The following is a 22,607-nucleotide window of genomic DNA, read 5'->3' as shown; positions in this document are numbered from 1 at the left end:
ATCAAATGGGATTTTTAGGTCAGACGTGAATTTTTTCCTATTCAGAGTGCCATACTAGACGAGAAAAGAATTGAGGGCTTGGAGGTAAGGCCTGTGTGGATTTGGCTTGGAGGAATCGGTTTGTTGTTCGCATTGCTGATTGCCGCAGTCCTCATCTCAAATGTTCATGTACATTTTACATTCAGTAAACATAAAAGTGATGATTACGCCAATATTAATGTTCGTCTTCTCTATGGAATTGTGCGGATTAACTATGAGATCCCGAGTATTGTTTTTCGCAATATGAAGGAAGGTTTTCTGGTCAAGACCGAACAATCCATGAATCATTCGAGAGGCGAGGCCCAAGGAAGCGAGCGGGTCAACAAACGCAAAGTCAAGAAGTGGGCTAAAGATGTGAAAATTATGCTTAGGGCAACGGACGCGCTCAAGCTGTGGCTGAAGCAAACACTTACACGCGTACATATGACCCAACTGTCCTGGGCTACCCACATCGGCGTTGGTGATGCAGCATATACAGCGGTGCTGACGGGCTGGGTGTGGAGTATCAAGTCCATTATTATTGGTTTTCTCACCTATCAGATCCGCTTTGATGAAACACCTGTGCTTCAGGTTATGCCGGTATGGTCCGATGAAATGGAATTTAGAACGGAACTTGATTTCAGAGTGAAAATTCGGATTACAGCCGTTCTGATCGCTGGAGTTACACTACTCACCCGTGTGTTTCAAGTCGAAGGCGGATGGCGGATGTGGTTCAAGCTTCTTCAGGAACAGCGCCGCAGGCATAAGGAGAAGCAAAAGAAGAAACTTAGTGGGACAACAGTATAAAAACCCATCATAGTCGGTCTGTTTTTGAGAATGTAAGGTTGGGATTTGGTGAGTGTATTTAAAATGCTTATTACATAAGTCCCTTCAAGTTTGGGGATGATATGGTTAGATCAAACCTAGCTTACATTGAAACTGGAGGGAATTTAAATGTCAGATCATCCAATTCAAGGCTTAATGGAAACCGCAATGGAAAATATCAAGGCCATGGTGGATGTCAATACAATTGTTGGCGATGCAGTCGAAACACCAGATGGTACCGTGATTCTGCCAATCAGTAAGGTGGGATTCGGATTTGCTGCCGGTGGTAGTGATTTTCACGTTAATGGAGAAAGTAGTGGCAAAAGTGGTGCTACGGGTACCTCTGCTGAACATGCGAGTTCAGCTAAAGTAGCTTCTCCATTTGGTGGCGGTAGTGGCGGCGGTGTATCCATACGTCCTATTGCGTTCCTGGTGGTAGGTAAACAGGGGGTACACATTGTACCACTCGATAACTCCACACATCTGTTTGAGAAACTCATTGACTCCACCCCTTATGTTTTGGACCGAATTCAAGGCATGTTCCAACGGAATACAACACCAACGAATACAACAGGTGTACCAGTTACACCAGATCCATCAACCTATAGCTGAATCATTTCGTCATGATCCCTCCCGCATCCAAGCGTGAGGGATTTTTGCTGTTTGTATAGCAGATGGTGAGTGTTTTTTCGGAGGTTTCCGTATTGCATGAGACTTATGTCTATGATCCGCCTAACCTAGACATGAAATAGGTTATTAAAGGGGGAACGTTAATGCACAGAGATACCGTGTTTATGGTTTTGTTTGGCTGGCTGCTATCGGCAGTCGTGTATTTGGTAGGAGGAATTGATCACCTGTTTATTGCCGTGACCATCTTTGTGGGGCTGGATTACATCACAGGGGTGCTGTCTGCATGGTATAGGAAGGAGTTATCCAGCAGGGTTGGATGGTGGGGGCTTGCTCGTAAGTCATTGACATTTGTTTTTGTCATTATTGCACATCAACTGGATATGGTTGCAGGCAATTCCAATGATTTTATGCGAGATGCAATGTTAATGTTCATCATTGGTACCGAAGGAATCAGTATATTGGAGAACATGGGAAAACTGGGCCTGCCTGTACCGAAGTTTATCACTTCAGCACTCTTTAAGCTTCGAGGGAATGAAGATCAAGTTGAAGATAAGGAGAAGATGTCATGATACAGATCACCAAGGATTACATACCTGTGAATAAATACAGTCGGGCCGGACTTAAATTAAAAGCGAAATGTGGAATTGTAATGCATTATACGGCTTCTCCCGGAGCGCCCGCGAAGAACATTAGCAAATACTTTGCAAGTCTGGCACAGCAGGATTCCAATAAAGCAGTGAAAGGTCGTTATGCAAGCGCACACTTCTCGGTAGATCGCACTTCGATATATAACAGTCTCCCGGATGATGAACTAGCCTATCACTGTGGGAGTGCAACATACACGAAGGAAGCGCTAGCCAAACTTGGGACATATCCGAACAATAGTACAGTGGGCATTGAGATGTGCATTGAAAAGGATGGCAGTATCCATGAAGATACATTTAACAACGTTGTAGACCTCGCGGTATACCTAATCAGGGAACGGGGCTTTCCACCCGTCTTCTTCACACATAAAGAAGTGGTTGGATGGAAGGAATGCCCGCTGCCATGGATTAAACAACCAGGTGAATATGAAAGATTTAAGCAAGCAGTACATATAAAATTAAACCCACTGCAAGAAATAGCAGTCACGGAGGATGATGATATGAATACAGTTCTGGATTATGCACAATGGGCCTGGAATGAACTTGATCAGTATATTGGAGATGCCTACAACGACAAGGTGATTGAAGATTGGGCATGGGTAGAGAAGGTACGCAAGAAGAAGTTAACCTATGGAGAGTTGCTGTTACTGAAGGTTTTAATTGATGAGCGCAGACGTAAAAAGTCCTGACCCAAAGTACATCTCAGATAGAGGTTATGCCTGTCTGCTGGTTAACCAAGAGTTAAAGTGTGCTGGATCTTTCAAAAAATAAAAATGTTGTATAATCACGATATGGTCAGGATACTCAAGTTCATATTGGGTCTGAATCGAGAATTCATCGACGACTCCAATAACAGCGAGTTGATTTGTTTCGATCACATGTGTTGGTGTGGGTGAGCTCATACAACCGTCCTTTCGTTAATTAAGTCAGAGTCAACAGGGGCGATGGAGATGTCCATAGTCCCTAGATGACCTATACGAGGCAGGATGGGGAAGGTTAAGATGATCCGGTTCAAAACGGGTTCAAATTCAAAAAAAACCAGAACCCCACGTCGAATGTGATGTGGGGTTCTGGTTATGTAACTACTCTTTTGAGAACGTGTCCAGGGCCTCATCTGTAAGATGGAGTTCTGCGAAAGCCCTGCATATCTTTTGGAAAGATCTAATGGTATTTGTCTCGTACAACATCTCAATGGGATCAAAACCTAACATGACAAGCGAATCCACAAGTTCTGTCTGATCTACTTCTGTATGGTGGAGCGCTTCAAGCATGGTTTCAATAACTGCTAAAAATAAAATGGCTTTATTCACTGTCTCGATTGGTGTCCCCTCCTTCGTAATACTACTAGAATAAGCGGAGGAGGACAGAAAATAACGAGAAATTCCAATTTCTCAGTGATGAATCTATTCAATCTAAAAGTGTGGAGAGAATAACTGGTTGTTGTAAATTAAAATCTGATGATAAGCTCTCCCTTTGTATGTAAGATTAAGCTTTTTCGTTTACTTCGTGGAGAATGGAATCAATTAATTCATCATCAATCAGGGTGCTAGCTTTTTCGAGTGCCAACAGAATACCTTGCGGTTGTTCAAAAAAGACTGTAGAGAGAATAGGGGCAACCTCATCTAAATTAATCTTCTCAGCTTTGACCATACTGATCAAGGCAACAACGATCTCATGTCCCTCCACGTTACCTTCCATAAATCTTGTTCGTAAATGAGTCGCTACTATTTCGGTCTTTGACTGCGAGTACGCCATTACATTTCCCTCCAACGGTTTGAATATCTTAGCAGAGCTCCTCTTCATGCAAGTTTAAACCAGGTTAGATTAGGAGTTATCTTAACAATAATAAGGCAGATAGTTTAAATTATCAACAGCTACTAAGTCAATAAAATCGGATTTGGAATCACAGTTTTATCCAGCAAAAAGACCCGGAGAGGGTCATTTTTTGGGTCTGCCTTCCCAATAATCAGGAAATCCGTTGTAATCCCATGCGTTCAGATTTTCGCTGTCGGCTTGAATGGCAACATCTGCTCCGGAACCAAAGTCAACACCTACGGTGTGCAGTTCTTTCGCTTTAATAACCAGTACCTTGCCGGGTGCACCTGCACACACCAGAGCAAGCTTCCACGGTGTCTGTTGGTAGATATGTTCCATTTGTTTGGATGCTGTGCTCACATGAGACCACGAGGGGCAGTCCACCGTTCCCACGATGCTTGTCCACCCGTATCTCCGCTCCAGAACTTCTCGATATTGCTCGGCCTTGGCTCCGCAGAGCAGAATAGGCATGGTCTTGAATGTTTCATAGAATAACCTGAATCTGGCGATGTAATTATTCTCAAAAGCATAGAAGGTCTCTTTGGGTTCCACCTTGTAATAGGCAAGGCACATATCAAATAACGGCTTGAAATACCAGTGATCTGTCTGGATCAGATGTCCGACGTAATCCGCTTTTCGCAGGCAGTGTACAATAATTTCTCTCGCACTCGCGTTGGGTAAGGTTATCCCGCAATAGGTAGGATCGTTCAACCAGCCGTAATGAGACTTAATGAAATCCATAGTCAGAACGGTATCGTGGGCCAGAATGGTGTTGGAAGCATCCCCAAATCGAACAGAAGCATGGGCTTCTCCATCAGAGGCCATTTGGAACCAGTTGTGGATTAATTCTACACTCCCCAGCATGCAGGTCACCTTCTTTCCATGTGTGAATAATGGTTTCTTTGGTATACATATTCATCAACTCCTTCTGTACTAGAATAGGAAAAACGCTTCGTTCTCTCTCTTCTTTTGAGGAATCACTCTTTTTTTGTTCAATGTGCGAAGGTTATTGAGCAACAGTCTAGACTATGTAAAAAGGGAGAGGGGATGGACTGTGAAAAACGTATTTATAGGTAGTCCTGTACGAAACCGGGCTTGGATTATGGAACGGCACTTGCAATCACTTGAGCAACAAGCAGTGCAGAAGCATTATATGTACATCCTGAATGATAGTGAAGATCAGACGGAGCATATCCTTGATTGTCATCAGATTCCTTATCTGACTCATCATCTGGGGAGAACATATGGTCATATACGTGGACAATATTCCTATCACAACCTGGCGTTGTTGAGGAATATGCTTCTGGATGAGTTTCTGGAATCGGACTGTGATTATCTGTTCTCAATTGATACGGATATCATCATTCCTGAGGGTAGCCTACGGCAGTTAATGGATAATGACAAAGATATATGCGCAATGCTTATACGGAATCACCCAAAATTGAAGGCTCATAATGCCATGAGCGGCGGAAAACATATACCTGAATTCAAAGCGGGTTTGTTCCCAGTAGAACTGACAGGTGCCGTATATTTGATTAAGCGTGAAGTGATCGAAGCAGGGGTTCGATATGGTTCCCATCCAACAGGTGAAGATGCACCATTCTGTGAGCAAGCTAGAAGATTGGGGTTTGAACTGTTTGTAGATACTCGGTTGCGTCCCGTTCATGCCTATGCGGAAGGGGTGGAGTTGATTGCTCAATTGGCTGCTTCGTAGAAAACAACGAGAAAATCCGGTTTTTGAAAGTATAGAAATGACCATTGTCTACCCGCCCGCACTTGACTGGAACCTCTTGTTCCAACGTCCTCAGCAATTGATGACCGCCTTCTCTAATATTCCAGGTATAAGGGCTATCTTTATCAATGAAGAAACGTACAGAAAGCAGACCCGCCCGATTGAAAAGTTAAATGAGGATCTGTTCCTTGTGCAAAAAGGTGTGAACTACGATCACCTGGTGAAAGGAAAGAAGGTACTCTGGTTCTCGAATCCAGGTCAGTACAATTATTCGGATGGACGGAAGTTTGATTTTACCGTATTTGATTACCTTGATAATTCGGCTGATGAGTTTGCTGTGTGGAAATCCTACATCCCGAAATGTTTCGACCGTGCAGATCTTATTGCCACGACTGCCAAGGTGATGTACGAGGCACATAAACATGACGGCAAACCAATCTTTATGTGCCCTAACGGGGCAGATTACCAACATTTTGAGAAAGCGCGGGCAATTCTGCCCAAACCGGCGGACTTCCCCGATGTTCATGATGGGCAAAAGATTGTGGGTTTCCACGGTGCAATGGCATCGTGGGTGGATTATTCGCTGATTACCGCTATTGCAGATAAAGGTTATCGTGTTGTTTTGATTGGAAACAATGCCCTCTATCAAAAAAATATTGTGCATCCCAGTGTGACTTGTCTTCCGCACAAAGATTATAAAGTGCTTCCCGCCTACATTGCTCAATTCGATGTCTGTATCGTGCCATTCAAGCTGACAGAGATGATCCGGGGCTGCGATCCGATCAAGTATTATGAATATTTGTCTGCGGGCAAACCTGTGTTGACGACGCGTATGGAGGAAATTGTTCATAAGTACAGCGATGTAACTTACTTTATGAATCAGCATAATTGCGGGGTGATGTTGGAGAAAGCGATTCGTGAGAATAGTGCTTCCAAAATTGCGGCAAGAGTAAGGGTGGCTAAGTCTAATAGTTGGGATGGCAGGGCAATGGATGCCGTGAAGATGATTAATCAGGTCATAGGAGGTATGAGAAATGAAAAAGATATTTAAACGAATGTTTGGTAGCCAATCGACTTCACCACCGACAATTGAGCTTGAAGAAATAGAGATTGACGCGACGGAGTTCAATGTTACGACATACACTCCAAACATGGATACAACGATTGTATATCTGCCTGCGATCGATTTCCATAGTGAACGATTCGGGCGTCGACCACAACGGCTGTTAAAAGCACTCGCGGAAGTAGGCTACAATGTAATATATATCAACTCCAGTGATGAGTTCTATCAGGTAGATGCCTTGGAGTATCCCCATCCGGAGCTTCCAAACTTTGTCGTAGCCCGTGTGGGCCATAATGTCCGTACGCTGTTTCAAGGTGATCGCGTAATCTATTGGGTGAACGATAGCCGGCTGGCAAGTTCTGTCGAGACAGCCTATCCTGATCTGGTCGTATTTGATTCGTTGACCGATCCGGATCAGTACGAGAAGCACAAACACAAGATGGAAGCTGTTGCTGACGTTGTCTTCATTACACCCGAGAGAATCTATGAGCATGGCAAATACTGCTCACATGTTCATCTGGTTACTGCCGATGAATTTGAGATCAAAGAACGTGCAGAACAGGTAGCGCAAATTATAGATGCTTTGCCAAACAGAATGACCCCTCTAATGTAGGGGTCTTTTCTTTGACCTTTATTGGACTATTCCTTTTGCAAAGATGACGGTTGCTAATCGTGCTTCAATATATTTCGTTTACATTATCGTTAGGGATTGAAGATAGCGTTCTACACTATAAAAAGCAGAGACGGTGAATAGCCAGACGGATTAAAGAAGGATCTCCCGATCATCAAGTCCTTTAACCTGATCCCGGCTTAAGCAAGTCTCCGTAGCTAAAAATACATACTATCCTAAGGAGTGGACTGTTCAATGGCTAAAAAAATGATTATCAAAGGTGTAGGTACGTTTATGGCTAAACGCCTTCCAAAAGATCCGATGGGCGAAATTGAGGTAGTTACCCTGGGCACCCTGCAAGATCTGAAAATTGACCTTAACGTGGAGCTTGAGGACATCTTTGGTGGTGACGGTCTGTTCGCCATTGATGTACTGGTGAAGTCGAAATCGATCGAAGTATCGGCAACAGATGCTAAATTCGATCTGGATGCGATCCAGCTGATGATGGGTTCAACGGTACAAGAGCAAGTGAAGTCTTATGTATGGGTGCTGAATGAGCAGTCTACAGTGGCTGCAGGCGTTTCCAATTCTGGATTTGCGGAAGCCAAACCGAAGCATGTAAGTGATATCTATGGAAGTAACGGTGACATTACGGTTCGTCTCAAAGATTCCAACACGTTGCTGAAACAACTCACTACTAAAGGAACAGCCGTGGAACCCAATGCGTTCTTCTACGACGAAGCGAACGGTGTAGTCATCCTGAATGCGTTCCATATCGGTAAAGAGATTGTGTTGAACTACAAGCGAGATCAAATTGTAGACATGGTTGATCTGTTGGTTGACGAAGTACCATTCCCAATCTCTGTCGTTCATCACGGGACGTTCCAGCAAAAAGATGGTTCGTATGCAGGTGTTGAAACCGAGCTGTACATGTGCCGTGCAAAAGGTACATTCAGCATCAATGCCCAGCGCGCTGCCGCTTCTGCATCTGCAATCTCTTTGCAGATTCTTGACCCTGAACGTGCTGATGGAAAAATCGGCAGTATCAAACGCTTCAGCGCACCAAGCAAGATCTAATATCTAAATAAAGTTGATTGCTCCTGGCAAGGTATCAAACGGCATCTGTGTCCTCCCCTTCACAGAGCCTTGCCTTGCCAGGTTTTTTATTATATGGGGGAGAATGTCCTGGGGAGGTCTTTAAATTCATGGAAACAGAACAAGAAAAAGCCGAGCGTGAGCTTGCGGAAAAGCTGAATGAGGAAGCGGCGAAACGAATCAAAGATGATCCGGAAAACAAACGGGTGACTCCGGAGGAAGTGGAAGCTGCTGAGCGTGCATTCTTTGAAGATGATGAGATTATTACGCTGAGGGATCGACGGAAATATCGTATTCCGCCATGTAACCTGAAGGATGCCCGCCGTCTGATGAAGTTGCTAAAAACGGTGAATATCGATGCCATTATTCTTAACTTCATTCCGACTGAGAATGATGAACTGGATGAAAAGCGGCAGCAGGATTTATTTGATGTATTGGCAATGGCATTCAAAAACTATCCACATATCGTGACCAAAGATGAGCATGGTGAGTATACCATCAATCGAGAGTATCTGGATGAGTACCTTGATCTGAACACAGCTCGCAAAGTCATTGATATGCTCATTGGACTCAATGGTTTAAAAAAGTAGAACGCACCGAGGGGGAGTCTTTGGAGGGAACCGAAATCCGTGATACGGAAACACAGGAACCTGTTCACTGGGGAGAAATCTTCTTCACCCTCCATAAACACTGTGGGCTGAACAAGTGGGAGATTTGGGAGTACACACTCCCTCAGGTTGCGGAGCTGTGCAAGTCAGCCGAGAAATATATTCAATTTGAGGTTGAGCTTATGACAGCACCTCTTCGCATGTTCGGTGGCGGTGGGGGCGAGGAAGTCGAAGAAGATGGGACCGTCAGACGTAAAAGAACCTTCAATGACGAGGATTACGCAGAGATATCAGAAGATGATATCGGTATGCTTGCACAAGCGCTCGGAGGATAAGAGAGAGATATCCCGTTTTGCCTAAATGAAGGTAGAACGGGATTTATGCATAAAGGCGGTGATTCTTTTGACTGAAACAGAAGGACAAGGAGATAAACATTCCTTAACACAAGAAATATTAACGGATAAGGATCAATTAACTGGACAAAACGCAGTACTGAAAGAGAGTTCCCCTTCAGGCGTTAGCACACTGATTAGACGAGTGGAGACAATCAGAAGTGATATGCAGTCGCAAATGATTGAAACATTGACTACCGATTTGGAGCACTTTTATCGTGGAGCGTTCAGTGAAATGAAGGATGTATCTGCAGCTGGCTCACAGGGGTTGATAGACTCCGTGATGAATACGATGAAATATATTTCAGCAGGTGAAACCAAGGGGTATTCAACAACATTACTTAAGAAATCCCTTGACTCGTCGCAGCAGATGGATCAACAGATAAGCCGGGCCGACCAAAATTTGGAGCTTAGATCGTCTGGGACTACAAATGGCAGTGGGCAATTCACACAAACCGGAACGGTCAAAAATCTGCAACGAATTGCACTGAAACATGGTATGGATCAGGAAGATGTAGGTCTTGCCTATCGTATTGGTTCTCGTAATTATGATCATTCATCTGAAGCTGTCGCGTTTGCTGAAGAAGTAGCCAAGCTGCATTCAGTGGGCAATATGGATGTAGAACAGACGGCAACAGGTCTGGAAGCTGTTACTCCGGCATGGGGAAGCAGTAGCTTTGATCTGTCCCAAGTCACAGACATGATGATCAGAGCTTCAACGATGTTGGATGTTGGCATTCAGGACTTGATGGATATGATGCGTCAGACCCTTCCAATGGCTGGTAACCCTGATGGAACGCTTGCACAAGAGGATGCATTAGCCAACTGGATTAGCAAGGCTGGATTGTTGGTTCAGTCAAAAGGAGATCATCCTCAGCAGGGCTTTGCATCGAATCGAGTTAGATTCGATCTTCTTGCTGAACAATTGAAGGCTTCGGATGCAAACGCGTCGGTCCATCAGCGCACTGGAAGCAGAGACAACCTTCAATTCCGACAACGACAGATCGAAATCGCATTTCAGATTGCAACACATGAGGCGATGCAAGGGTTGAAAGAGGAATTTGCCGAGCTGGGCGATTATCTTATCGCAGTCATGCGGTTAATTGGAGATCGTACGGGTGGCATTGTTGATCATATGGAAGTGCTTAACCGAATTATGGATGAAGTCGGAGTTCAGGTTGCGTGGGATAAGTTCGGTGAAGTGATGAATGAAGGCGATCAGAAGCGATACGGTGCTACAAATACGGATCCAGGGGAAGTCGAAAATACGGGGAGCAACGTTCCCGAGCCACTTCGAGTCACGGATGTGCAACGTGCTGGTGTAGCGCAAGAAATGGGCAGACAGCAGAGTCGTCTACAGACTCTGGATCATCGCAGAACAGAAATTCAAAGTAGGGCCGCAGCCAAGCAAGGTGAGGTACTTCAGGCTCGGACTAACCGAGATCATCAACATAAAATGTACAATCAGGCTATACAAGATGGGGATACAGCGGCTTCTTCCATTCATGCAGAAGAACGTGACGAAGCTGAGAAGCGAGTCAAAACGTATAGTCGAGAACTTCTTCTGTTGCGAGAAGAAATGCATTCACTCGATATTCAGATTGCAAAGACGAAGCGAAGCCTTGAGTTTCTAGGGCGAGAGTTGGATGACACGAGTAGAGCAATGATGCAACTTGAACACCAAGCTAGAGTTTTGATGATGGCGATGGATGACATGGACCTCGATGCGGTTGAACTACGAAATAAGTTGTATTTCCTTAATGCTGAGTTTACATACGGTTCAACCGATGTTCAACGGTACGAATCCGAGATCCAGAAGCTGCGTAAACAGTCAACTCTATTGAATGATGTTCTCTCCACATTGAGAACCGAAGTCAATGAGTTAAATGCTTCTTTTAGACAAGGCATGATCGATGCTACAGCATACATATCCAAACTGAAGGAACTTGAACAGGTTCAGCTCGCGAGTATGATGAGTGGTCCAGGAGGATTGTTAGTTACTCAAGGTGCAGGAAGCGTTGGATCCCCTGGATCCCCTGTTAAGGATGACAAGGAAGAACCCAAGAACAAAACCTTTGTAGCTCGTCATGAAGACCTGATCAAAGATGTCATGAAAGACGCGATAATGGATGAATTCAATCCGGGGGGCGACTCGAAAAAAGGGAATAAAAACACACCCAAAAGAGGTCTTCTTTCCAGATTTAAGGATATGAAAGATACAGGCAATCGCAAAGCATTTTTTGATAGCAATGCCCCGATCCGTAATAAAGATGGAAATATTCTTCGAGATAGACAAGGCAACTCGATTACTCAGCGTGACATCAATGCGGAGCAAGCTGCCCGTGGGATTAAAACACCCGGAAAATTTTCGAAATTAGTCAAATCCGGCGGGAGATTATTGAGGCCTTTAAAAGCTGTACCAGCACTTGGGTTAGCGATGACCGCTATGGATGTCGTCTCTGGTCTTGTCGATCCATTAAACAACATGGGGAAGTCAGAAGCGGAGAAGCAGAGTATTCGCGCAACCAATAAAGAAGAGTTGGCCAAAGATTTCAAGGATATGGAGCAGTCATCTTTTGTAGGGAAAGTGTGGAAAGGGTTAAACCTGGGGATGGATGCTGCTGTGTCTGGCACAATGAGTTCAATATTCGGAAAAAGTGCTACCAATAACAAGTTCGGGGATTACTGGAAGGGATTTAAGGCGGTATGGAGCGAAGACGGCGGAGATGCAGTTGAGAAGAAACTGGGCAAGGAATACAACTATAAGCAGGAGAAAAAAGAAGCCCAGATTCAAATGGATAAAGAGTCTGGAAAACCGCCTGGGGACAACAAACAACAACCACCGCAGATACAATATATTCAACCTCAAATGCAGTATATTCCTGCTGCGGGTGGAATAGGAACTATTGCTAACGGTTATAGGCCACAGCCGCAAAGCAATGGTATTGATGAAATGATCGCCAAGATTAATCGGCAGCTTAACAAATCGACAAGTGATAACGAAACCAATTACCAAGTCACTCGATCCCGCCTGTTGATTAGTGGTGTTCGCGAAGATTCTGGTCAGATGCGCGCGCTAATGGAGAAATATTTGCAAGAGAATATCAAGTTCTTCGATAAGGCCATTGCAAGTTTACAGAAGACGTACGACAAGATGGCTGAAGGTAAGGATAAAGATGAACTGGGCCTGGAGATCAATGAGAAGAAACAGCAGAAGGCACAATCAGAGCTTGAACTGAATGGTGTTAAAAACAGCCAGATTGATGAGCTTAGACGCAAGATGAATGATCAGTTTGAGTTGACACAGTTGGATTATGATAAACGAATGTATGATCTTCTTGCGGCTAATGGGGGTAAGGAAGATGCACCAGAATTAATTGCATTGAACAAATCCCGTGCATCTGAAATGAATTCACAAATAAGTTCGATCAAGCAAGATTGGAAGAATCTGCTGAATAGTGGTGTGTTTAAACCAGGGTCAAATGAATATATGGAGATTTTTAAACAAATCCAAGCATTGGGTGTAGAACAGTCCAAAAATTTGTATGAAATTAGCAAAAAAATGGATAAACCGATATCTTCATTCAACATTCCATCAGGTCTTAAGGTCATGGATTACTTTGACTACATGACGACGAACAATACACATAAAAGTGTGATGGTTGGCTCAGGTGATGTCACGGTTCATGTGAACATCGATAATATGACAGGCAGTACAAAAGATGTGGAGAGACTGACATCTACGTTGGACAAGACACTGCGGCAGAACAGTCCTGGTATTGCAAACCGAATGGCCAGCAATGTTGGTGCGGGAATGGGAAGGAATTACCCCAGATAAAATAGGTTAGGAGGGCATCTGATATGACTCAGCAAGATCCGTTTGGCTTAGTTAATGACCGGTATAAAAGAAAGCTGTATGTAGATACAGGCATGAAGTTCGAGCTAGTGAACGGAAGAATTATTGATCCGTACTCTTCACCTTCGCCCAATCCGCAAGTGAGGGAAATTAAAATGATTAATGCACCCTCACATTTTCATCAAATGGGAGTGTCTTCATACAAGGCAATTATTAATTTTCTATTTAAAGACAAGCAGGCCTATCACAACTACGTCATGTACGTAGGCTGGACGCACAAATTTTATGATGAGAAGGGTAATATCTATGTTGGTGTTGTAGAGTCCATCAAAGTTGACCCTATTTTCTACCATCAGGATACGATGGATAAAGATCAGAAGGGGTACAAGGTCGAATTGACCATGACCCTGATCAAAAAAGATGGATATGACCGTAAGAGTGCAATACAGTTTCAGGATTTACAGACAACAGAAGGGAAGGACCACTGGGCAAGAGATTCCATTGAACGCTTGGCTGATTTGGGACTGACGGTTATAACACAATTGGATGGCAAACCCATTCTATATTTCAGACCGGAAAACTTCATAACCAGAGCAGAGTTTGTTACTTTCCTGATGCGTACTAAACGTTTGCTGGAACGAACAATTCGAGAGTAGGGTGACCTACTCTCTTTTCTGTCTATTCTAAAGATAGGAGGTGTTTATCATACGAAAATGGGTTGATGTAAACGAAGGGGACTGGTTCTATAACGATGTTATGGAAGCCACGAATATGGTTTTGGAAGATGGTGAAGTCTTTGTGGCCGGAATCAACTATAACAAGTTTGAGGAAGGCAAGCCTTTTGTATATGAAGAAATCAAAGGGAAAGCGGGGCAAACCTCATTTAGTCTGCCTGTGCTGATTAAACCAACAGATGACAATCCACTGTATGTGTTTATTGACGGTGTTCAAACGATCTACCAAACGGCTGAAACCAATAGTAAGGGATTAACTGATGTGGAGTTGTATACGGGCGTAAAAGCAGGACAGGTGGTGTCCTTCTGTAGTTATGGTGAACCGTTGCTGGACAGTGCTTGGAAAAGGCCGCCCGTCTCCTGGACTGGAGATCTGCCCAGAGCTGAACTTAGTGCAGCGACGACCTATTTCTACGATCCATTCAGTCGTAATCATCAGGAATATTTGTATGCAGCAGGCCAACCGCTTCGCAGACTCAGTATTCCTTCCGAGGTATGGGGTGATACCAAGGGGGATGCCGCGGCGGTAACCAAAATTGCAACAAAGGCTATTGGTTACCGAACGGATGTATATTGTGTCAGCCCGGGGGGATCGGTGTTTCTTCCTTTTAATCTGAACGGTGTCACTTGCAAGTTCAATTATTGGACGAAGAATAACAAATTCAAGAGTGAAGATATCAAAGCGACAACACTCAAACCAGCATACAACAATTGTTTTTTTCCTAATGCCATTATACAGCGGGGAGAAGCATTTCATCTGATTAACAAGTTGCGCAAAGTGTTCTATGCCAGATTTACGGACATGGAAGCACCAACGACGGAGATTAATCAGCCTATTACGGCATTTCAGGGTCAACGGGTGTTTAGACTTAATGGCAATTATCCGGCAGGTAAAAAGAAACTTAAAATTACAGTGAAATTTAAAGACGAAAAAAAAGATAACGTCCCAGAAACACCGGCTTATTCGGAAATTGACAACCACACGGTTGTATTTAATCAACCTTTTTCAGAAGGCGACGAAGTGACATTCTATTATCTCAAAGATGTGAGCGAGAGGTTCGCAGATGTCGGCAAAGCTTCAGCCATTTATTATCAAACCAAAGGTGAGCGGGTAGAACAGTCCAAGGATGCTTTCTGGAAAATAGCCGTCTCGGAAATGGAAGACGAAACATTTGCGAACAATGATCCACTAATTAATGGAATTCCTATCAATAACAAGCTGGATGGTGCAGCGATAGTAACAGATATGGGGAGACCTACAAATGGCACAGAGCAGGCAGAGCTATGGTTCCTTGGAAATTCCGCTATGACCCGGGCTGAAGCCGTAGCTTTCCTGGACCGATTCATGAAATGGACCATCGAGCGATTCAAGTAAGGGGGAGATTACAAAATGATTCCAATTTCGGATGAGGTTATGAATGTGCTGTCCCAACGTCTGAAGCTGGGGGAAGGAGCACTTCCCAATATCCGTGTCGAAGTAGATCGGCTGGCCTTTATCCCGGGACGGACAGAAGAGTTCAGGCATATCGTAACCGAGCAAGTACCCATCATCAGTACAGAATCCGTTTGGGTAGATGAGTCGAGTAATGGTATATATAACGGTTCTACTCAAGCGAATGCTCAGGAGATTTGTTTTCCGATCAAGGGTAAAACGCTGATTACCACTCCTGTTACAGATGAATTTGGTGCTCCTCGTAATAGCGCGTCAAAAATTCACCGAGGCATCGATTTGTCGGAGAAGATCGGAACGCCAATTTTGGCTGCATGGGCCGGAAAAGTAGTCCGAACATCCTTGAATAAAACAGAAGGTGCCGGTAATGCCGTAAATATAAGACATGATAATGGTGTTATCACCAAATATTTTCATCTGAAAGAAATTCTCTGTTCGGTGGATGATGAAGTAGCTCAAGGGGCTGTCATTGGAACGCTGGGCAATACAGGTGGCGTGTATACCGGTGGTCATAAGGTGTCTGCGGCAGAACGTGCGGCGGGCAAGGGAAAACATCTGCATTTTGAAATTTGGGAAGGAGTCAATCCAACAACGAGAACCGGAGAGGGCGGCAAGCCAGTTGATCCTAGATTATATCTGAGCGGACAGCGCAAACTGCATGGAAATGCGAAAACAACATTTACTGATGTAAAGCCGGTTCAAGTCGAGGGATATCCCGGAGAGATTAAACTGAATGAGAAGTTCGACAAGCGAAACTGGCATGAGAAAGACGTTTATACAACCGGATTGAAATTTTCGGATTATGCCAAGATTGAATCGGGCTGGACTATGTTTGATTCAGGAGGCAAGTTACTGTATACGTTTGAAGGCAAAGCCGCCGTAGCTGAATTTGAGATTAACGTGACAAAACTGAGTATGCCCACGCAAGGGCTGCTTAGTATTGGAATGGGGACTAATTTTAGTGAAGCAGAAGGGGATTCTTTCGCGGTGGTGATTGATGGTAAAACGTATGCCTATGTGAATAAGTTTAACGGGGCATATGATCTGACCAAACTGACGGAATTGAATAATATTGTGATCCCTGCAAAAGCCAAGAGTATCAAGATTAAGGTGACCTATGGGGGCAAACAAAACTCCACTGTCCCAACCGGGTCTGTTCCTGCTTCGAGTAAGAAGTATAAAAAATTCGCCATTGATTATATTCGCATACAAGAGTTGTTGCCTGCTCCGTTGAAGAATCAAAAGAGTGAAGAAGGGCTAGATCCGTCCAAAGGATATTATCAAACGAACAGCTACGGAGATTTTATCAATAATAGAAGGACAGAGACGGATGTTATTCAGGTCGGGTCTTTTGTCTATATGGACACGCAGGTTCTTCCCAATATCATTAGTGCCGAAATTGATGATCAGTTTGATTCTGAAGCCAGGGAAGCACGACTGACGATCTCCAATCCGAGAGGATTCTTCTCTCCGGATTATAATCCTGCTCATTTTCCCGAGCTTGGTGGTGTACCGTCTCCATGGTCTTATTTTGCAAACGGATTCCATATCGGGGTTCTGAGTGAAAATACACCGATACGCATATATATGGGATATGGTCAGCACATGATGCGGGTATTTACGGGACTGATTGACAAGGTGGACATCAATGGCGAAGGCTCCACGCTGGAGATTACGGCCCGAGATATGTACAAGCGCATTATCGAGAAAGTCATTTCCGAGAAAAAAGCCTATCCAGAGGTAGAAGAGATTGATAATGTGCCAGATCCGGTGCCGCCTGCAGCAGCTGGCACGGACCGGACATCATCCATAATTCAGGCTGCACAGGCCCAAGCTGCAGTGTATGGTGTGCCTGATCATAAGTTTTTGCTTGCGATATGCAGGCACGAGACCGTTCTCGGAACACAGGGGAAGGGTAAAGATGAGAACGGAAGCTTTATTCTTGGATATGGCTGTCCTAGTGAGGGACCGTGTACTGATAAATACGCAGGTATTCAGGAGCAAATGAAGCGCGGAGCAGAACGGATGTCCAAAGCACTAGCTTCCAGAGGTAAAAAAGTGACTTCAAAAGCCGATGTACTTTATTTCCACAATGGTGGAGACATTGCTCCCATGACCTGGAGTCAAGATCGGGAGAATTGGGTGGACAAGGTATGGACCTATTATCAGGAGATGCTCGCAGATCCGGCAAGCTGGACCATTACAGCAACCTCCACCCCGGCAGTTACACCAACACCAGCTCAGCCTGTAGAATTTGAAAAGCCTGCTTGGGTCAAATCAACGGTTGTACTAGATCTGGTTAAACATGCGGGTATGGTGGGTTGGCGGGCAACCAGTAAGGATCGCTCTTATCCTGACTACGTGATTGACGAGACCTATCTGATTGAAGTGAATCAAAAGACGGGCAGGGTCATTGTCCCCGTACCGGGTCAGGAAGGTGAGTTTGAAGTTAAGGACGCAAGCACGGTGCTGACACCGAACGGATGGCTTAATCCATTTATTGAGGAGTATGGCAAGACGTTTGAGCAATGGTCTGCCAAAGTTACGGAAGCTGTTCAGGAGGTGATCTCGGAGATTCCGTATCGAAGCTACTGTGACCGTTATGGTACGTACCGACTGGAGCGCTTAAATTATGACAAACCGGTCGTGACAGAGTTTTCTGAGAATGACAATCTGATCTCCATTACCAAATCCACGGATTGGTCCAGAGGAAGAAGCCACATTGTTGTTATTGACTCGAATGATATTCAGAGCAGTTTCGTAGACAAGGAGATTTTGCTCGAACTCAAAGGAGAAATCCGAACCATGGTGCTGGCCGTTCCTTGGGCGAAGACGGTTGAAGCCAAAAGACAGGTGGCAGAACGAGCTTTTTTTGATATGAAACGTATGTGCCGTACGTTACAGGTATCCATTCCTGCGAATCCTGCGCTTGATCTGCTCGACAACGTCATTGTGACGGATAAAACGACCACCACACGGGCTGTATATACGATTAAAAGTATTAAAACCAGTTATTCGGTCGACCGTGGCATGTTACAGGTCATTGATATGATGTGGGCAAGAAAGGGAGTGATGGTGTAATGGCCGGCATTGTGAATGAAAATATTGTATTTCCCGTGCTGGATCTAATCCACCGGGAGCTTCGCAAATATAGCAGTATCTCCAATTCAAATGTTTCTCCTCTTGAAGGTGAACCTTCCGTTACATTATATCGGGAGCATATGCAGGACCCGGACAGAGTGACAGGGGCAGACCTCTTGTATGAATCAGCATGGAAGGTCTCGATCTGGATGAAGTTTGGCTCAGAGGAGGAGGAAGACTTTCCTTCAGGGGTGGGCTATTCCCACCCGGATTATGATTATTACAAGTATTACAGGCTAACGCAGGTGACGGCCCGTACATATGATCCAGCTGGAGAGTCCATGTTCACTTACAATATTGGTCTAAATTATGATGACGAAGGACGCTTAACTGGAACGAGCGTAAGTCGTATATAACATGTAGGAGGTGGTTCCATGGCATTTAATGTATCTTACATCGCGGGTGGCGTCATCGACAAAGTGCGCGAGCTGCCGTACCCACACTTCAGTAAAAAGACGATCCCGTTCATTCGGGGACAGATGTTGGACATTCCGGCGGCGAAGACCACCAAGTCTGATACGTTCACCTTGGCGTATGACACAGAGTTCCTGAGCATTGCGTTTGCTGCGAGCCACTACTGTGTCGGCGATTACTGGGAGCTGATGATCGGGACGGAGAAGGTATGTCGTACCATCTATACGAAGGAACTTCCCGAGTCGGTTTCCATGGGTAACAGTTTCGGAATTGTCTACCCGATTCCGGCGGGAACGACCATCACGTTTGACTTTTTTAACGCGGTGGCTGAAGCCAAGTCGGTCTGGTACAACATCAAATTTTTGAGATAAGGAGGGTGACGATGGCACTGCAAAAACCGCAGACGAACTTTGCCGCTTATATTGACGGAGAGTCGGAAGCACAAAAACTAATTAACACGCTGGCCGATGAAATCGTAGGTGCTGATATTCCCAAAGTAGAGGGCGGGATTGACGCCAATCGCTGGGAGAAAGTCTACGAATCTAGCGGAGCTGAGTGGGTGACCTACAGTAAAAGTTATCACAAAGGAATTGTTGGCATGTACACCCATTCGGATGGAAATCAGTATGAAGTATACAAAATTCCGGATTGGACGGAAGCCAAAAGTTACACAGGAGACTCTGCTCTAGATGCGGATGGATGTTTATGGGAAGTAAGGCAAACCTATTTTGACGAAGCAGTGGAAGGCATGACTCAACCAGGCACAGCAAACATCGGAAAAACTTACGGCAATTATAAGACAGGACGTAAAATTCAGGTTTTACAATTTAATTACCAAGACACTCAGACAAATGAAACAAAATATGTTGATGTTCCTGGCTGCTTGGTAACCGTTGTTTTAGATAATTCAGTTCCAGACGGGTACAGAGCGTATCTGGTGCGTCAGGTAATTGGAAAACTCGATGGAACAACAAAGCCATCAAAAGAGTGGAACCAGTTTGAGATTGTTACAGAAATGCCAACTGATTGGGCGTACGCAATCAAGCTTGCACCGAAAGGAAAGTTTCAATACAACTTTTCAAGACCAGATAATTATTATGACAGGAGTCCGTATTGGGCGTGGGGAGCAATTGTTGATAGTTTTTATGAACCTGTAAAGCAACTTTACAAGTTCGATGAACTGTTCTATACAGCTGATGTATTGAACAATGTAACTGCTCAGACCGTAGTGAAAGCAACTCCTACAGTTCCCACAGGGATTCAGGTTCGAGATTATTATGTCATGTTTGAGCAGCCACCCAATGACTGGAATTACATTAACATCTACTATGGAGAAGGTTTCGAGGGGAAAGTTGCTCAAGGAAGCCAGAGCGAAACGTATGATGGGATCTGTGATCCTGCAACCATAACGATTGGGAAAGCACCTACAGTCATTGACCAATTGAAGGCACATTATATGTATTTAACATGGAATGATTCATCAGCCATTAAACCTTTCATCCCACCATCCACGAAGTGGAAGCTGGATTATGACGGCAAGACAGAGATCGTAAGCCCGGCAGCTCGATTTTTCCACGGACGACATTCTACCACGTCATGGTTGCCTAACAAAAAACGCAGACCGGATTACCTGGTAGCTTACACTTTATCGGTAAACAATGATCGAGTAGTTCTTGTTCTGGAAGGTGATCCTTCTCCGAATATTCATAGCTATTACCGCAGTTTTGGATACATAGGCAAGATCGTTCCGTTCAATGATTACGACCATGGAGGAAACTTTGGTGTCACCGTTGGCATGGGTGATCTGCGAACAGATATGACAGGTTATACGAAAAATGATATTCTCACGGATCTTAATCCGGATATCTATGCCAAATACGGTGAGTACACTTCAAATGGTATGGACTCCATGTCCATGTTGAAGACACGCAGTAATGTCTTGTTCCAGCGGTATTACCCGGCATTTATTTCGCATCTTCCGAACTATCCTTCTGTGGGTAAACTTCCCCCGGGCCTCTCGAAATTGATTGTAGATACGGATGGGTTCCAGAAATCTCTCTGGACAGGAAAGTATCACGCAAGCCCAATCTACCTTGTGCATCAGGCAGAAGGATATCGGGGTTATATGGACGGTGTAGTTGCGATATACGACCATAATTTGGTCAATCGCGATGAATTAATCGTAGATACAGAAATTCTGAAAGATCCTTCCAAACCTGCGTTGGGTACGTGGACAGAGGTTTACAAGTTTTTCAGTATCAAGAGTCCGTTGAATCTATTCAAGCATTCCCCATCACCAGATGTAATTACGATTGCATTTTTGAAAGAGATAAAATAAGGAGGATTACATAATGGCAAATTTTAAATATGTAGAAACAATCACTACTTCACAGGACGTGTTGACAAAACTGAAAGAGGAAGTTACAGGGTTTAAGAGTTTCCCATTTGAATCCACTGCAGGCGAGTCTCAGGAACAAAATCTGTGGGAAGTATTTTACGAAGAAAAGGACAGTAGTGACCGTATTCAGGAACTTATTCTTCGCGGGATCATGACCATTGGAACACAAGCAACACCGATTACTAAACATTTCTATGTTAGTTTCATTAATCATGCTCTGGTACCACGCGTCGTTGCACCAGTTCCAGCCTATGAGGAGCATAGTACGTTGACTGTTCAGCTGCTTGAAGGATTGGAAGGCAGCGAACCAACTACACTACCAGTTACCACTCGCCCTACATTCAAGCTAACAGGACATCCGGTACTCTACCAATGGGCACTGGAAAACTATACACCAACGGATCGGAATAAAGAAAAACCTGTATACATGTATGTAAATGTCATGAACAATCGTTTGGCGATGGTTCTCGTTGCGGACCCAGCAGTAAACTTCCTTGATTACAAAAAATCCTTCCTGTATGCAGGTGCATTGAAACCGTTCAAATACAACCTGAATGACGTAGACGGAAATGTAATGCTGACAGCTGGAGCAGTAATCGAAGAACCAGATATCTCTCAGATTGCAACAACAGGAACGTATTACTACGGTCAATATACTTCTGCAGGTAACAACACACTTCAGATGTTGAAAACCAAATCAGGTATTGAATTCCAGCAGCACTATCCTTCCTTTATTACTCAAGCTCCACCGAAGGGGAAAGCTTATCAAGATCCGGAATTGGGGGATACGGGGTTGGAACTGGAGCCTCAAGGCTTCCAGGCGTCCAAATGGACATCCAAATATCACTTGTCTCCGATCTACGTGGTTCACCCTTACGAGGGCTACCGCGGTCAATTCGACAACTGCATCGCGGTTACGAAGCATAATATCCTTCACCTGGATGAGTTAATTATTGATGTGGAAGGCAAGTCTTGGGACCAAGAAGTGTATCGTTACTTCGATACCGATACAGCGCAGAATTTCATGAATCTGTCTGCCAACCAACGTATGGGTGTGGCTATTCTGAAGGAAGTCCGTTATACGGCGTAAGTTAAACTGAATCAAAACTGAGTCGTATAGATTCAGTGAGAGGGAACTTTCTGAGACTCCACTCAGGGGTTCCCTTTTTTTTAGTTGGAAGG

At 44.4% G+C, this 22,607-nt stretch carries 22 protein-coding genes; 18 read left to right on the top strand and 4 right to left on the bottom strand.

Features of this window, described 5'->3' with window-relative positions; genetic code table 11:
• The first annotated feature begins 93 nt into the window (after positions 1 to 93).
• The 4 genes from NST38_RS19610 (at position 94) to NST38_RS19595 (ending at position 2,806) form a co-directional block, all read left to right on the top strand.
• Positions 94 to 825: a DUF2953 domain-containing protein gene (locus tag NST38_RS19610; protein WP_076251141.1), complete on the top strand. Its 732-nt coding sequence runs from the start codon at positions 94 to 96 to the stop codon at positions 823 to 825.
• 147 nt (positions 826 to 972) lie between these two features.
• Positions 973 to 1,455 (top strand): GerW family sporulation protein, encoded by a 483-nt coding sequence (ytfJ, locus tag NST38_RS19605; RefSeq protein ID WP_036607830.1) that lies wholly within the window; start codon positions 973 to 975, stop codon positions 1,453 to 1,455.
• Positions 1,456 to 1,616: 161 nt separating this feature from the next.
• Positions 1,617 to 2,042 (top strand): phage holin family protein, encoded by a 426-nt coding sequence (locus NST38_RS19600; protein WP_036607828.1) that lies wholly within the window; start codon positions 1,617 to 1,619, stop codon positions 2,040 to 2,042.
• A complete protein-coding gene (locus NST38_RS19595) occupies positions 2,039 to 2,806 on the top strand; it encodes a peptidoglycan recognition protein family protein (protein WP_076251143.1) in 768 nt (255 codons plus the stop codon). Before NST38_RS19600 ends, NST38_RS19595 begins: the two co-directional genes overlap by 4 nt.
• 24 nt (positions 2,807 to 2,830) lie before the next feature.
• Here NST38_RS19595 and NST38_RS19590 read toward each other — a convergent pair whose 3' ends face one another.
• The 4 genes from NST38_RS19590 to NST38_RS19575 form a co-directional block, all read right to left on the bottom strand.
• The gene (locus NST38_RS19590; protein ID WP_076251145.1) at positions 2,831 to 3,019 is read right to left on the bottom strand and encodes a hypothetical protein; all 189 of its coding nucleotides are present in this window, start codon (positions 3,017 to 3,019) and stop codon (positions 2,831 to 2,833) included.
• A gap of 180 nt (positions 3,020 to 3,199) precedes the next feature.
• Positions 3,200 to 3,427: a hypothetical protein gene (locus NST38_RS19585; RefSeq protein WP_036607823.1), complete on the bottom strand. Its 228-nt coding sequence runs from the start codon at positions 3,425 to 3,427 to the stop codon at positions 3,200 to 3,202.
• Positions 3,428 to 3,602: 175 nt separating this feature from the next.
• Positions 3,603 to 3,872, bottom strand: a complete 270-nt coding sequence (locus NST38_RS19580; protein WP_036607821.1) for a hypothetical protein — start codon at positions 3,870 to 3,872, stop codon at positions 3,603 to 3,605.
• A 183-nt stretch (positions 3,873 to 4,055) separates the two neighbouring features.
• On the bottom strand, positions 4,056 to 4,796 hold the full coding sequence (locus NST38_RS19575) for a GT-D fold domain-containing protein (protein ID WP_076251146.1): 741 nt from the start codon (positions 4,794 to 4,796) through the stop codon (positions 4,056 to 4,058).
• Positions 4,797 to 4,986: 190 nt separating this feature from the next.
• Here NST38_RS19575 and NST38_RS19570 point away from each other — a divergent pair, with 190 nt between their 5' ends.
• The 14 genes from NST38_RS19570 to NST38_RS19505 all read left to right on the top strand — a co-directional run bounded on the left by NST38_RS19570 (position 4,987) and on the right by NST38_RS19505 (position 22,515).
• Positions 4,987 to 5,646, top strand: coding sequence for a glycosyltransferase family 2 protein (locus NST38_RS19570; protein ID WP_076251147.1), 660 nt, complete (start codon positions 4,987 to 4,989; stop codon positions 5,644 to 5,646).
• Positions 5,647 to 5,683: 37 nt separating this feature from the next.
• On the top strand, positions 5,684 to 6,715 hold the full coding sequence (locus NST38_RS19565) for a glycosyltransferase (RefSeq protein ID WP_341344038.1): 1,032 nt from the start codon (positions 5,684 to 5,686) through the stop codon (positions 6,713 to 6,715).
• Entirely contained in the window at positions 6,699 to 7,340 is a 642-nt protein-coding gene (locus NST38_RS19560) for a hypothetical protein (protein ID WP_076251150.1), read from the top strand. Before NST38_RS19565 ends, NST38_RS19560 begins: the two co-directional genes overlap by 17 nt.
• Positions 7,341 to 7,592: 252 nt before the next feature.
• Positions 7,593 to 8,414, top strand: coding sequence for a hypothetical protein (locus NST38_RS19555; protein WP_076251153.1), 822 nt, complete (start codon positions 7,593 to 7,595; stop codon positions 8,412 to 8,414).
• Between the two features lie 128 nt (positions 8,415 to 8,542).
• The gene (locus tag NST38_RS19550) at positions 8,543 to 9,022 is read left to right on the top strand and encodes a hypothetical protein (protein ID WP_076251155.1); all 480 of its coding nucleotides are present in this window, start codon (positions 8,543 to 8,545) and stop codon (positions 9,020 to 9,022) included.
• 20 nt (positions 9,023 to 9,042) lie between these two features.
• Positions 9,043 to 9,375, top strand: a complete 333-nt coding sequence (locus tag NST38_RS19545) for a hypothetical protein (protein WP_235200726.1) — start codon at positions 9,043 to 9,045, stop codon at positions 9,373 to 9,375.
• Between the two features lie 67 nt (positions 9,376 to 9,442).
• On the top strand, positions 9,443 to 13,270 hold the full coding sequence (locus NST38_RS19540) for a hypothetical protein (protein ID WP_143781243.1): 3,828 nt from the start codon (positions 9,443 to 9,445) through the stop codon (positions 13,268 to 13,270).
• A gap of 23 nt (positions 13,271 to 13,293) precedes the next feature.
• Positions 13,294 to 13,944: an S-layer homology domain-containing protein gene (locus NST38_RS19535; protein WP_076251159.1), complete on the top strand. Its 651-nt coding sequence runs from the start codon at positions 13,294 to 13,296 to the stop codon at positions 13,942 to 13,944.
• 40 nt (positions 13,945 to 13,984) lie between these two features.
• Positions 13,985 to 15,397, top strand: a complete 1,413-nt coding sequence (locus tag NST38_RS19530) for a hypothetical protein (RefSeq protein ID WP_339186675.1) — start codon at positions 13,985 to 13,987, stop codon at positions 15,395 to 15,397.
• A 15-nt stretch (positions 15,398 to 15,412) separates the two neighbouring features.
• Positions 15,413 to 18,553: a M23 family metallopeptidase gene (locus tag NST38_RS19525; protein ID WP_076251163.1), complete on the top strand. Its 3,141-nt coding sequence runs from the start codon at positions 15,413 to 15,415 to the stop codon at positions 18,551 to 18,553.
• The gene (locus NST38_RS19520; protein ID WP_076251164.1) at positions 18,553 to 18,969 is read left to right on the top strand and encodes a hypothetical protein; all 417 of its coding nucleotides are present in this window, start codon (positions 18,553 to 18,555) and stop codon (positions 18,967 to 18,969) included. The genes NST38_RS19525 and NST38_RS19520 overlap by 1 nt, the downstream gene beginning before the upstream one ends.
• An 18-nt stretch (positions 18,970 to 18,987) precedes the next feature.
• Positions 18,988 to 19,398, top strand: a complete 411-nt coding sequence (locus NST38_RS19515) for a hypothetical protein (RefSeq protein ID WP_076251166.1) — start codon at positions 18,988 to 18,990, stop codon at positions 19,396 to 19,398.
• Between the two features lie 11 nt (positions 19,399 to 19,409).
• Positions 19,410 to 21,365, top strand: a complete 1,956-nt coding sequence (locus NST38_RS19510) for a hypothetical protein (RefSeq protein WP_076251168.1) — start codon at positions 19,410 to 19,412, stop codon at positions 21,363 to 21,365.
• Between the two features lie 13 nt (positions 21,366 to 21,378).
• Entirely contained in the window at positions 21,379 to 22,515 is a 1,137-nt protein-coding gene (locus NST38_RS19505; RefSeq protein WP_036607790.1) for a hypothetical protein, read from the top strand.
• Positions 22,516 to 22,607: the final 92 nt, after the last annotated feature.

The sequence above is a fragment of the Paenibacillus sp. FSL H8-0104 genome (genome assembly GCF_038050215.1).
Classification (GTDB): Bacteria; Bacillota; Bacilli; order Paenibacillales; family Paenibacillaceae; genus Paenibacillus; species Paenibacillus amylolyticus.
This window is presented reverse-complemented; position numbering and strand designations above follow the sequence as displayed.